The following is a 12321-nucleotide window of genomic DNA, read 5'->3' on the forward strand; positions in this document are numbered from 1 at the left end:
CGCTCTCCTTAACGTTTGGCTTGCCAGATGCGCTGCTGGTAATCGCGGATCGAGCGATCCGAGCTGAACATGCCGACGCGCGCGGTGTTAAGGATAGTCCGCCGCGTCCACTCGTCCCGATCGCGATACAGCTCATCGACCCGGCGCTGCGCCTGGCAGTACGAGGCAAAGTCCGCCAGCACCAGATAGGGATCGCCGCCTTCCAGCAGGCTGTGCAGCATCATGTCGAACGCGTGCTTGTCGCCATGGCTGAAAGCGCCGCTCGCCAGTTCATCCAAAATCGCCTTCAGGTGCTTGTCCTTCTTGCGGTAGCTGAGCGGATCGTAGCCCTTCGCCACTATCGCCTTCACCTGCTCCACGGTATTGCCGAAGATAAAGATGTTGTCTTCGCCCACCTGCTCGGCGATTTCGACGTTGGCGCCGTCCAGCGTGCCGACCGTCAGCGCGCCGTTCAGCGCCAGTTTCATGTTGCCGGTGCCGGAGGCCTCTTTACCGGCGGTGGAGATCTGCTCGGAGATATCCGCCGCCGGGATCATCAGTTCGGCCACCGACACGCGGTAGTCCGGAATAAACGCCACTTTCAGACGATCTTTCACCAGCGGATCGTGATTGATCTTCTCGGCCGCCTGATTGATGGCGTAGATGATGTTCTTCGCCAGGTAGTAGCCCGGCGCCGCCTTGGCGCCGAACAGGAACACGCGCGGCACGATGTCCAGATTCGGGTTGTCGCGCAGCTGGCGATACAGCGACAGGATGTGCAGCAGATTCAGGTGCTGGCGTTTATACTCGTGCAAGCGTTTGATCTGCACGTCGAAGATCGCGTCCGGATCGAGCGTCAGCCCCATCACGCCGTGCACGTAATGGGCCAGCGCCACCTTGTTGTCGCGTTTGATCTGCTGATAACGCTGGCGAAACGCCGCGTCGTCGGCAAATTTCTCCAGCCCGCGCAGCGCGTCGAGATCGCCCGCCCACTCCACCTTCAGCGTCTCGTCGATCAAGCCTGACAGCGCCGGGTTGCACTGTTTCAGCCAGCGCCGCGGCGTGATGCCGTTGGTGACGTTATGGAATTTGTTCGGCCACAGCTGGTGATATTCCGGGAACAGATCCTTCACCACCAGATCCGAATGCAGCTGCGCCACGCCGTTAACCGCAAAGCCGCTGACCACGCACAGGTTGGCCATGCGCACCTGCTTGTCGTGGTGCACCGCCAGCTTGGCCCACACCGCCTCGTCGCCCGGCCAGTGCTTATCCACCAATTTTTTAAACCTGGCGTTGATCTGTTTGATGATGGAGAAATGGCGCGGCAGCAGGCTGCGCACCAATTTTTCATCCCAGCGCTCCAGCGCTTCCGGCATCAAAGTGTGGTTGGTGTAGGCGAAGGTGTTGCTGGTGATCGCCCAGGCCGCCTCCCACTCCAGCTGATGCTCGTCCAGCAGAATGCGCAGCATTTCCGGAATGGCGATGGTCGGGTGGGTGTCGTTCAGTTGGATCACTTCATACTTCGGCAGTTCTTCAATCTTGCGGCCGGCCTGATGGTGCTTGCGCAAAATGTCCGCCACCGAGCAGGCGCACTGGAAATACTGCTGCATCAGGCGCAGGCGTTTGCCGGCCTGATGGTTGTCGTTCGGGTAAAGCACCTTGGTCAGCTTATCGGCTTCTACGCCCTGCTTCTCAGCCTGCAGGAATTTGCCGTCGTTGAAATCGCCCAGGTTGAACGGATGCTGATGGGTCGCCTGCCACAGACGCAGCGGCTGCGCCACGCCGTTGCGATACCCCAGCACCGGCAGGTCCCAGGCTTCGCCGCGCAGGGTGAAGGCCGGGCGCCACAGTTCGCGGCCGTCGGCCTGCTTTTCCAGCTTGCCGCCGATGCCCACGTCCACCGCCAGCGCGGCGTTGTGGCGGAACCACGGATAGCTCTCGCGTTGCCAGTTATCCGGCGCCTCTTGCTGTTGCCCACCCTGGAACGACTGGCGGAACAGCCCGTACTGGTAGTTCAGCCCATAGCCGGTGGCCGGTTGTTCCACCGTCGCCATCGAGTCGAGGAAACAGGCCGCCAAACGCCCCAGCCCGCCGTTGCCCAACGCCGGATCGGTTTCCTGCTCGAGCAGATCCGCCAGCTTGACGTTCTGCTCGGCCAGCGCCTGCTCGACGGTGTCGTACCAGCCCAGGTTGATCAGGTTGTTCGCCGTCAACCGGCCAATCAAAAACTCCATCGAGATGTAGTTCACGTGACGCAGCGGTTTGGCGCTTTTGCGCGGCGCCGGCTGTGCGGCCAGTTGCTCGGCCAGCGCCGCACTGACGGCTTCCCACCATTGATGTTGCGTCATTTGCTGCGCGGAACTGAGGCCGAACCGTTGCCACTGACGGGCGAGCGCCGCCAGAAAAGCATCCTTCTTGAGCGTAGGCTGTGACATAAGGAAAACTCTCTATCCAGTAAGTGGGTCAAATTGCCGCTATCGTGCCGGTGAGAAAGCCTGACGGCATCATCCCGCCTGGGGATTAGCTGGGGAGGAGGATTGGGGCGTAGCTGGAATTGTGATCTCAGGCACTTTTTGACTCCCTTGCAACGATGCAAAAAAGCCCGCCAACGCGTGCGGCGAGCACTGAGAACGTTAACCATGACGTTAGCACAAGTATTCGCGCTGCTGAAGTTTTGTCCATGGCCGGAAATGCGATCCGCAACCGCATCGCCGTACTCCGACGCCAAACGTAAAAAAGTGTGATCGATAGCAACTTAACTCCAAGCCGATGCGGAAGCTTGTTGCAATACGTTTAGGGTTGGCAGAAGTTAGGGGGAGCTATTAATTACGAACCATAAAATAATTAGCGCCACTCCAATCCCGGCGGGAACCGCGATTTATATCCTGGAATACTATGCTGATCCCATCAAAACTGAGCCGCCCGGTACGGCTGCAAAATACCGTGATCCGCGATCGCCTGCTGGCCAAACTGGCCAGCGCGGGCAACTATCGTCTGACACTGGTCAATTGCCCGGCGGGATACGGGAAAACCACGCTGATCGCCCAATGGGCGGCCGGCAAGGCCGATCTGGGCTGGTATTCCCTGGATGAGAGCGACAACCAGCCGGAGCGTTTCGCCAGCTACCTGATCGCGGCGCTGCAGCAGGCCAGCGGCGGCCGCTGCGTCAAGAGCGAGGCGCTGAGCCAGAAGCACCAGTACGCCAGCCTGTCTGCGTTGTTCGCCCAGCTGTTTATCGAGCTGGCCGACTGGCATCAACCGCTGTACCTGGTGATCGACGACTATCACCTGATCACCAACGACGCCATTCACGAAGCCATGCGCTTTTTCCTGCGCCATCAGCCGGAAAACCTGACGCTGATCCTGCTCTCGCGCACCCTGCCGCCGCTCGGCATCGCCAACCTGCGGGTGCGCGATCAACTGCTGGAAATGGGCACGCAGCAGCTGGCGTTCACCCATCAGGAAGCCAAACAGTTCTTCGATTGCCGCCTGGCGGCACCGATGGAACAGCAGGACAGCAGCCGCCTGTGCGACGAAGTCGAAGGCTGGGCCACCGCGCTGCAGCTGATCGCGCTGTCGGCTCGCCAATCCGCCTCCTCGGCCCAACTGTCGGCCAAGCGGCTGGCGGGGCTGAACGCCAGCCATCTGTCCGACTATCTGGTGGACGAAGTGCTGGATCACGTCGATGCCGATGCGCGCGCCTTCCTGCTGCGCTGTTCGGTGCTGCGCTCAATGAACGATGCGCTGATCGTACGGCTGACCGGCGAAGACAACGGCCAGCAGCGGCTGGAGGAGCTGGAACGCCAGGGGCTGTTTATCCACCGCATGGACGACACCGGCGAATGGTTCAACTTCCACCCGCTGTTCGCCTCTTTCCTGCGCCAGCGTTGCCAGTGGGAACTGGCGCTGGAGCTGCCGGGGCTGCACCGCGCCGCCGCCGAAGGCTGGCTGGCGCTGGGGTATCCGGCGGAGGCCATTCACCACGCGCTGGCGGCCAGCGACGTCAGCATGCTGCGCGATATCCTGCTGCAACACGCCTGGTCGCTGTTCCACCACAGCGAACTGGCCTTGCTGGAGGAGTGCCTCAACGCGCTGCCGTATGAGCGCCTGATCCAAAACCCCAAGCTGGCGCTGCTGCAGGCCTGGCTGGCGCAGAGCCAGCACCGCTACAGCGAGGTCAACACCCTGCTGGAGCGCGCCGAGCGCACCATGCGCGAACAGAAAATCGAGATAGACCAAACGCTGCACGCCGAGTTCGACGCCTTGCGCGCCCAGGTGGCGATCAACGCCGGCAAACCGGAAGAAGCCGAGCGGCTGGCGACCGAAGCGTTGAAATTCCTGCCGCTGTCCAGCTACTACAGCCGCATCGTCGCCACCTCGGTGACCGGCGAAGTGCACCACTGCAAGGGTGAACTGGCGCGCGCGCTGCCGATGATGCAGCAAACCGAGCAGATGGCGCGTCGTCATCAGGCCAACCATTACGCGCTCTGGGCGCTGCTGCAGCAGAGCGAAATCCTTATCGCCCAAGGCTTCCTGCAGGCCGCTTACGAAACCCAGGATAAGGCGTTCGAACTGATCCGCGAGCAGCACCTGGAACAGCTGCCGATGCACGAATTTCTGCTGCGCATCCGCGCCCAGATCCTGTGGTCATGGTCGCGGTTGGACGAAGCGGAAGACGCGGCGCGCGCCGGGCTGAAAATTCTGGCCAACTACCAACCGCAGCAGCAGCTGCAGTGCATCGCCATGTTGGCCAAATGCTCGCTGGCGCGCGGCGATCTGGACAACGCCAATACCCATCTGCAGCGCTGCGAAACCCTGCTGCACGGCGCCCACTATCATCGCGACTGGCTGACCAACACCGACAAGTCGCGGGTGATCCACTGGCAGATGACCGGCGATACCGCCGCCGCCGCCCAGTGGCTGCGCCACACCGAAAAGCCCGGCATGGCGGACAACCACTTCACGCAGGGCCAATGGCGCAACATCGCGCGAGTGCAGATCCTGCTCGGCCAGTATGAAGAGGCCGGCGTGGTGCTGGATGAACTGAACGAAAATGCCCGCCGCCTGCGGCTGGTGAGCGATCTCAACCGCAATCTGCTGCTCAGCAACCAGCTCTACTGGCTGCAAGAGCGCAAGGGGGAAGCGCAGCAGGCGCTGATCGAAGCGCTGTCGTTGGCCAACCGCACCGGCTTTATCAGCCACTTCGTCATCGAAGGCGAAGCGATGGCGCAGCAGCTGCGCCAGTTGATCCAGCTCAACACGCTGCCGGAGCTGGAACAGCATCGCGCCCAGCGCATCCTGCGCGACATCAACCAGCACCATCGGCACAAGTTCGCGCATTTCGACGAGAACTTCGTCGATAAGCTGCTGACCCATCCGCAGGTGCCGGAACTGATCCGCACCAGTCCGTTGACCCAACGCGAATGGCAGGTGCTGGGGCTGATCTATTCCGGTTACAGCAACGACCAGATCGCCGGTGAGTTGGATGTAGCGGCCACCACCATCAAGACCCATATCCGCAATCTGTACCAGAAGCTGGGCGTGGCCCATCGCCAGGAAGCGGTGCAGCAAGCGCAGCAGCTGCTGAAGATGATGGGGTATGGCGCCTGATAGTCAGCGCTGGCCGTAATAAGCGCCGGCGCCATGTTTACGGCTGAAATGTTTCGCCGACAGGTGTTCATCGATCCGGCGCAGGCCGGGGTTAATGCCCCGGCTGATCCAAGCCATCTTAGCCACCTCCTCGAGCACCACCGCGTTATGCACCGCCTCATCCGGCGAGCAGCCCCAACTAAACGGGCCATGCTGATACGCCAGAATGCCGGGAATGTGCAACGGCTCGCGCCCGCACAGGGTTTCGATAATCACCTGCCCGGTGTTCAATTCATATTCCCCCGCCACCTCTTCCGCCGTCAGCGCGCGGGTGCAAGGAATGTCGCCGGAAAAATAGTCGGCATGGGTGGTGCCAAACGCCGGTATCGCCTCACCCGCCTGGGCCCAGGCGGTGGCGTGAGTGGAGTGCGTATGCACGACGCCGCCGAGTTGTGGGAATGCCCGGTACAGCGCCAGATGCGTCGGCGTATCGGATGAAGGCCGCAGTTGCCCCTCAACAACCTCCCCTCGCGCATTCACCACCACCATATCTTCCGCCCGCATCGTTTCATAAGGCACGCCGCTGGGTTTTATCACCATCAGATCGCTGGCCCGATCGATGCCGCTGACATTGCCCCAGGTATAGGTCACCAGCCCGTGCTCAGGCAGCGCCATATTGGCTTTGTAGACCTGCCATTTCAGTTGTTCCAGCATGTTAGCTCCCTATTTCCAACCCGGCCTCTGCCATGCGTTCAACCACCCAGGCACGCGCCTCCCGCACCGCCTGCAGCGGGTCGGACGCCTTCTCGCTCCACATTTCGAGCAGATAGGGGCCGCGATAGCCGCTCGCAAGCAGCGTTTCGAAGCAGCGGGTGAAATCGACCACGCCCTCGCCGAACGGCACGTTCTTAAACTCTCCCGGCCGCGTATCCTTAACGTGCACCGCTACGATATGCCCGCGTCCGGCTACGAGCTCCATCTGCACATCGTTGTCCCAGGCAGACAAATTGCCGATGTCCGGGTACAGCTGAAACCATGGGTTATTCAGGTAGTGGACATAACCCAGCGCCTTGCTGATCGAATTCATCAGCGCATAATCCATGATTTCCATCGCCAGCATGACCTGCGCACGGCTGGCCATCTCCACCGCCTGCGCCAAGCCGGCGCGGAACCGGGCGCGGGTTTGCGCAGTAGCCTGTTGGTAATAAACGTCATATCCGGCCAATTGGATCACCCGTATGCCGGTATCCTGCGCCAGCCGGATGGCCTTGCGCATGATCTCCAGCCCCCGCTCGCGCGTCCTGTCGTCTTCACTGCCCAACGGAAAACGCCGATGGGCGCTAAGGCACAAAGAAGGGACGCGCACACCGCTGGCCGCAACGGCGCCGATCAGCGCCAGTCGCTGCTCGCTGTTCCAATCCAACCGCGCCAGACGGCCGTCGCTTTCATCGATCGACATTTCAACGAAATCGAATCCCAACTCCCCCGCCAGTTGCAAGCGCGTCAGCCAGTCCTCGCCCGGCGGCAACGCCTTCTCGTAGATGCCCAACGGTACGGATTTTTGCAACATAACCGCTCCTCAGCCCCACAGTTGGGCGATGACGCGTTTAAATTCCCGCGCCGCCGCGACCGGATCGGCGGCATCGCGAATGCTGCGCCCGGCGATAAAAACATGGATGGGAATGCCCCGGAACAGAGGCAAATCCGCCAATGACAATCCGCCGGTAACCGTCACCTTGAAACCCATCTCGCTCAGGCGATGAACCGCGCGGATATCGTCATCGCTCCAGGCGACGCCCGCCGCCTGCGCGTCACGGCTGCGGTGATACACCACCTGACCAATACCCGCCTCACGCCACGCCTGCGCCTGTTCCCAGGTCCAAAACCCCGTCAGTTCGATCTGCACGTCGCCACCGAACTCATGCGCCACCTGCAGCGCGCCCTTGGCCGTATTGATGTCAGCGCAGCAGATCACCGTGATCCAGTCGGCGTGTGCCTCGAAGCACATCCGCGCCAAAATTTGCCCCGCATCGGCGATTTTCGCGTCCGCCAACACGATGCGATCCGGATACAGCGCTTTCAGATCGCGCACGGCCCGTACGCCTTCCGCCACGCACAAAATAGTGCCGACCTCAATGATGTCGACTTCGGCCGCGATCAGGCGCGTCGTATTGTAAGCCGCGGCCATGGACAGGTTATCCAGCGCCACTTGCAGCATCGGTAAATGCGTTTTCATTGCATGTCTCCTTCAATTCGCCGCCGCCGCGGACGTTTTGTCGATCAACGCCAGTACCTCGCTCGCCCGGCGACAGGCCCGCAAGCGATCGAAGTTCGCCTCATCTTCGAATAGGTTAACCACTTGCATGATGCCCACCTCCTGATGCGTTTTGGCGTCCACCGCCGCCATGGTGATCAAGATATCTATCGGATCGTTGTCCTCATCGCCGAAGCACACCGGCGTTTTCAAGGTGACCAAGGCGAAGCCGGTTTTCAGCACCCCTTCCTCCGGCCGACCATGCGGCATCGCCAGGCCGGGCGCCAACACGAAGTAAGGGCCGTGCCGTTCGACGCCGGCCAGAATGGCGTCGAAATAGCAAGGCTCCACCACGCCGGCGGCCACCAGCAGATCGACCCCCAGCCGCACCGCCTGACGCCAGTCGGCAGCCTCCGCCTGCAGGTGAATAGCGTTGTTCTGCGCCAACGAATCGCTCAGCTTCATGACTCGCTCCTCACTGCTTCAAATCTTGCGGAAAATGCGCGCCGATGACTTCCATCAGCTTCGGACCGAAGTCGGCCGCCGAGAGCATATTGCGCACCCCGACCACGTATTTGTTGCCGCTGACGACGATCTCATCCGCGACATGGGTGGAAGCGATGATGATGTCAGCCCCGCTCAACTCGGATTTGTATTCCCCCACCGCACAGCTGTTGACCGAATGATCCACGCCTTGCCGCGTTAAAAATTGGTCGACTTTCATTTTCATGATCATGGAACTGCCTTGTCCGCAACCGCACACCGCCAGGATTCGTACCGTCATAATCTGCACTCCTATTAACGTGACGCTGGTTCAACCGATTGTTTTTCAGCATCTTCCTCCGCGCGCAGGGTGCGCCCGGCGAAGAACATGTACAGCAGCGCGATGGCGATCACCACGCCCATAAACCACAGGCCGAAGCTCAGCCCTTGCATCAGCGGCGGCGCCAGAATCGACCAGTCCGCCATTCCCATCCAGGCGCTCAGCCCGGTCAGCTTGATGGCCCACACGCAGCCCAAGATCTCTATCATCCCCATCACCAGGCAGATCTTCATCGCCGCGCGCCAGCCGCCAAAGTGGTTAGCGAACACGCCGATGGTGGCGTTAGAGAAGAACATGGGAATGAAACCGGGGATGATCATGATGGAAGCGCCGCACGCCAGGAGGATGCCGACGGCGATCAATTGGCCGATGGTGCCCCACATAAAGCCCCACACCACGGCGTTGGGCGCGAAGCTATAGATGGCGGCGCAGTCGATGGCCAGTACCGCACCGGGGATCAGGCGTTGGGAAATCCCATTGAAGGCCTCGGTCAATTCGGCGACGAACATGCGCACGCCCTGCACGATGATGAAAATCGCCACCGCGAACATCAGCCCGGTTTGCAGGATATAGATGCTCCAGTGGGTTTTACCGGCCATCGCCTGCAGGGTATCCAAGCCGAACGAGCAAAGAATGATGCCGAAGAACAGCGTCATCACGATGGCGGTGGAAACGATGTTGTCATGGAAAATGTTCAGCCACCCGGGCAGCTTCAGATCTTCCACGCTGTCCTCTTTTTTACCGAGATACGGCGCTGCCTTATACGCCAGCCACGAAGCGAACTGCTGTTGGTGCCCAATGGAGAAACCGCTGTTTTCCGTCACCGCCTGCGTCGGTTTGAACATCATGTTGGACGTGATGCCCCAATACAGTGAAGCCAACAGCGCGCTGCACAATACCGTTGTCCACATGCCGTAGCCCAGAATGTAGAAAAATACCGCGATCAACCCCACCTGCTGAAACATGATATGGCCGGTAAGCATGATGGTGCGGATGCCGGTAATGCGCCTCAACAACACGTAGAGTATGTTCAGCGCCAGCGCCAGCAAGACCGCGTAGCCGACCCAGCTATAGGCCTCCCCCATCCGATCGATGGTGGCCATCATCGAGGCATAGGTATCTGAAATCGCCCCGTTGATGCCGTACACCTCGGACAGCTTCGCCACCACCGGTTTGAACGTGCCGGTCAGGATGCCGGAACCGGCTTGCAGCAACATGAAACCGATAATGGTTTTGATCGTGCCTTTGATAATGACCGCCGCGCTTTTGCGCAGCAACGTGTAACCCAGCAGCGTAACCAGCCCCAACAGCAGCGGCGCATTGGTCATCACCTGGTTAAAAAAGACGGTGAAGATGGTGTAAAGAGTTTCCATACGGCTCTCCCGAAAAGGTTGGCATGCAGGTAACGCCTTCACCATACCAATCACAAGAAATCACAAAAAGATCATAAATGATTATTTGTGAACAACCTCGCAAGTTAAAAATCAATTCCACTAACATTCAATGAATTAGACGGCTTTCATTTTATTACTCATTGAATTTAATAGCAGTTAATCAAACAAAAAGGAGATAAAAGGACGGCGCAGCACGTAAATCCGGCGGTGTTAACGTGTATTTCGAACGTTGTCAGTTGAAAAAAACGGTGCTAGATTCGATCAAAACAAATCACATAAAATCTTAAAATGATTATTTGTGATTGCATTATCACCGCCAACGAGGAACGACCCATGAGTAAAGTCAACGACATCACCCGCGAATCCTGGATATTGAACACCTTTCCCGAATGGGGCACCTGGCTGAACGAAGAGATAGAGCAGGAGAAAGTTGCGCCCGGCACCTTCGCCATGTGGTGGCTGGGCTGTACCGGTATCTGGCTCAAATCCGAAGAAAGCGCCAATCTGTGCGTCGACTTTTGGTGCGGTACCGGCAAGCAGAGCCACGGCAACCCGCTGATGAAAACCGGCCACCAAATGCAGCGAATGGCGGGAGTGCGCAAGCTGCAGCCTAACCTGCGCACGACCCCATTCGTACTGGATCCCTTCGCGATTACCCAGCTCGACGCCGTCTTGGCCACGCACGACCACAACGATCACATCGATGTGAACGTCGCCGCGGCGGTGTTGCAAAATTGCGCCGCCACCGTTCCGTTTATCGGGCCGCAAAGCTGCGTGGATATCTGGATTGGCTGGGGTGTGCCGCCTGAGCGCTGCATCACCGTCAAACCTGGCGACGTGATAAAAATCAAAGACATTGAAATTCATGCGCTGGACGCCTTCGATCGCACGGCGCTCATCACACTGCCGGTGGAACAAAAAGCGGCGGGCGTTCTGCCGGACGGCATGGACCTGCGGGCGGTCAACTACCTGTTCAAAACGCCGGGCGGCAACCTTTATCACAGCGGCGATTCCCACTACTCCAACTATTACGCCAAGCACGGCAACGATCATCAGATCGATGTCGCCCTCGGTTCCTACGGCGAGAACCCGCGCGGCATTACCGACAAGATGACCAGCGCCGACATCTTGCGCATGGCGGAATCGCTGAACGCCAAGGTCGTTATCCCCTTCCACCATGACATATGGTCGAATTTCCAGGCGGATCCGCAGGAAATTCGCGTGCTGTGGGAAATGAAGAAAGACCGGCTCAAATACGGTTTTAAACCGTTTATCTGGCAGGTTGGCGGCAAGTTCATCTGGCCGCAGGATAAAGACAATCTGGAGTACCACTACCCGCGCGGTTTCGATGATTGCTTCACCCTCGAACCCGATCTGCCCTTCAAGTCTTTCTTGTAATCAACCGGTGTTGCATACGGATGCGCGCTTTTGAACGGGAATGATTCAAATCGTCAAACGGCGCGCATATAATCATAGGCAACGACGTTTTCTCTCTCCGACGGAGCCCGCATGACAGAGTCCCAACGCCACAACGCCATTCTCGATCTCTTGCAGCGCAAGGGGCAAATCTCCGTGGCGGACGTCATCGCGGCGTTTGACATCTCTCCGGCCACCGCGCGCCGGGACATCAACAAACTGAATGAAATCGGCAAATTGCGCAAAGTGCGCAACGGCGCCGAAGCCACACAAACTCCGCGCCCGGCCTGGACGCCGCTCAATATCCACCAAACTCAGCACCTGGACGAAAAAATGCGTATTGCGGCGGCCGCGGCACAGCTCTGTCAGCCGGGTGAAAGCGTGGTGATCAATTGCGGCTCCACCGCATTTCTGTTGGGCCGTGAAATTTGCGGCAAGCCGGTTCAGGTGATCACCAATTATCTGCCGCTGGCCAATTACCTGATTGAGCAGGAACATGACAGCGTGGTGATCATGGGAGGCCAGTACAACAAAACCCAGTCGATTACTCTGGCGCCCCAGGACGGCGACGCCACCCTGTACGCCGGGCACTGGATGTTCACCAGCGGTATCGGCCTCACCGCTGACGGCCTGTATAAAACCGATATGCTGACCGCGATGGCGGAACAGAAGATGCTCAACTACGTCGGTAAACTGGTGGTGCTGGTCGACAGCAGCAAAGTCGGCCAACGCGCCGGCATGCTGTTCAGCCGTACCGAGCAAATCGCCATGGTGATCACCGGCCGCGCCGCCGATTCGGCGATCGTTGAGCAACTGCGTCAACAAGGGGTAGAAGTGCTGCTGGTGTGAGAAAACCACAAGCTTGC

Annotated in this window: 10 protein-coding genes; 3 read left to right on the forward strand and 7 right to left on the reverse strand. The window is 59.4% G+C overall.

Translation table 11 applies throughout. The features are described from left to right. Positions 1-8 precede the first annotated feature (8 nt). Positions 9-2414 carry a maltodextrin phosphorylase gene (gene malP / locus ACJ8PE_RS21075; protein WP_060660165.1) on the reverse strand — a complete coding sequence of 802 codons (2406 nt, stop codon included), beginning with the start codon at positions 2412-2414 and terminating at the stop codon, positions 9-11. A 460-nt stretch (positions 2415-2874) separates the two neighbouring features. Here malP and malT point away from each other — a divergent pair, with 460 nt between their 5' ends. After that, complete coding sequence (gene malT, locus ACJ8PE_RS21080) at positions 2875-5589, forward strand: HTH-type transcriptional regulator MalT (RefSeq protein WP_033651750.1); 2715 nt, start codon at positions 2875-2877, stop codon at positions 5587-5589. Between the two features lie 3 nt (positions 5590-5592). Here malT and ACJ8PE_RS21085 read toward each other — a convergent pair whose 3' ends face one another. From ACJ8PE_RS21085 to ulaA, 6 genes are read right to left on the reverse strand one after another with little or no spacing between them, the layout of a single operon-like run. Beyond that, positions 5593-6279 carry an L-ribulose-5-phosphate 4-epimerase gene (locus tag ACJ8PE_RS21085; protein WP_033651798.1) on the reverse strand — a complete coding sequence of 229 codons (687 nt, stop codon included), beginning with the start codon at positions 6277-6279 and terminating at the stop codon, positions 5593-5595. Between the two features lie 4 nt (positions 6280-6283). Continuing rightward, positions 6284-7138, reverse strand: coding sequence for an L-ribulose-5-phosphate 3-epimerase (locus tag ACJ8PE_RS21090; RefSeq protein ID WP_197760648.1), 855 nt, complete (start codon positions 7136-7138; stop codon positions 6284-6286). A 9-nt stretch (positions 7139-7147) separates the two neighbouring features. Beyond that, a complete protein-coding gene (locus ACJ8PE_RS21095; protein WP_033645299.1) occupies positions 7148-7804 on the reverse strand; it encodes a 3-keto-L-gulonate-6-phosphate decarboxylase UlaD in 657 nt (218 codons plus the stop codon). Positions 7805-7816: 12 nt separating this feature from the next. Then, positions 7817-8287: a PTS ascorbate transporter subunit IIA gene (gene ulaC, locus ACJ8PE_RS21100; RefSeq protein WP_197793257.1), complete on the reverse strand. Its 471-nt coding sequence runs from the start codon at positions 8285-8287 to the stop codon at positions 7817-7819. A gap of 10 nt (positions 8288-8297) precedes the next feature. Further along, positions 8298-8606: a PTS ascorbate transporter subunit IIB gene (gene ulaB, locus ACJ8PE_RS21105; protein ID WP_197793256.1), complete on the reverse strand. Its 309-nt coding sequence runs from the start codon at positions 8604-8606 to the stop codon at positions 8298-8300. A 14-nt stretch (positions 8607-8620) separates the two neighbouring features. After that, positions 8621-10018: a PTS ascorbate transporter subunit IIC gene (gene ulaA / locus ACJ8PE_RS21110; protein WP_033645302.1), complete on the reverse strand. Its 1398-nt coding sequence runs from the start codon at positions 10016-10018 to the stop codon at positions 8621-8623. A 354-nt stretch (positions 10019-10372) separates the two neighbouring features. On the opposite strand from ulaA, the gene ulaG reads away from it, so the two are divergent. Continuing rightward, complete coding sequence (gene ulaG, locus ACJ8PE_RS21115; protein WP_033645303.1) at positions 10373-11437, forward strand: L-ascorbate 6-phosphate lactonase; 1065 nt, start codon at positions 10373-10375, stop codon at positions 11435-11437. A gap of 111 nt (positions 11438-11548) precedes the next feature. Next, the gene (gene ulaR, locus ACJ8PE_RS21120) at positions 11549-12304 is read left to right on the forward strand and encodes an HTH-type transcriptional regulator UlaR (RefSeq protein WP_033651753.1); all 756 of its coding nucleotides are present in this window, start codon (positions 11549-11551) and stop codon (positions 12302-12304) included. Positions 12305-12321 lie beyond the last annotated feature (17 nt).

Origin of the sequence: Serratia sp. CY74737 (assembly GCF_052166775.1) — a bacterium.
Lineage (GTDB): Bacteria > Pseudomonadota > Gammaproteobacteria > Enterobacterales > Enterobacteriaceae > Serratia > Serratia ureilytica.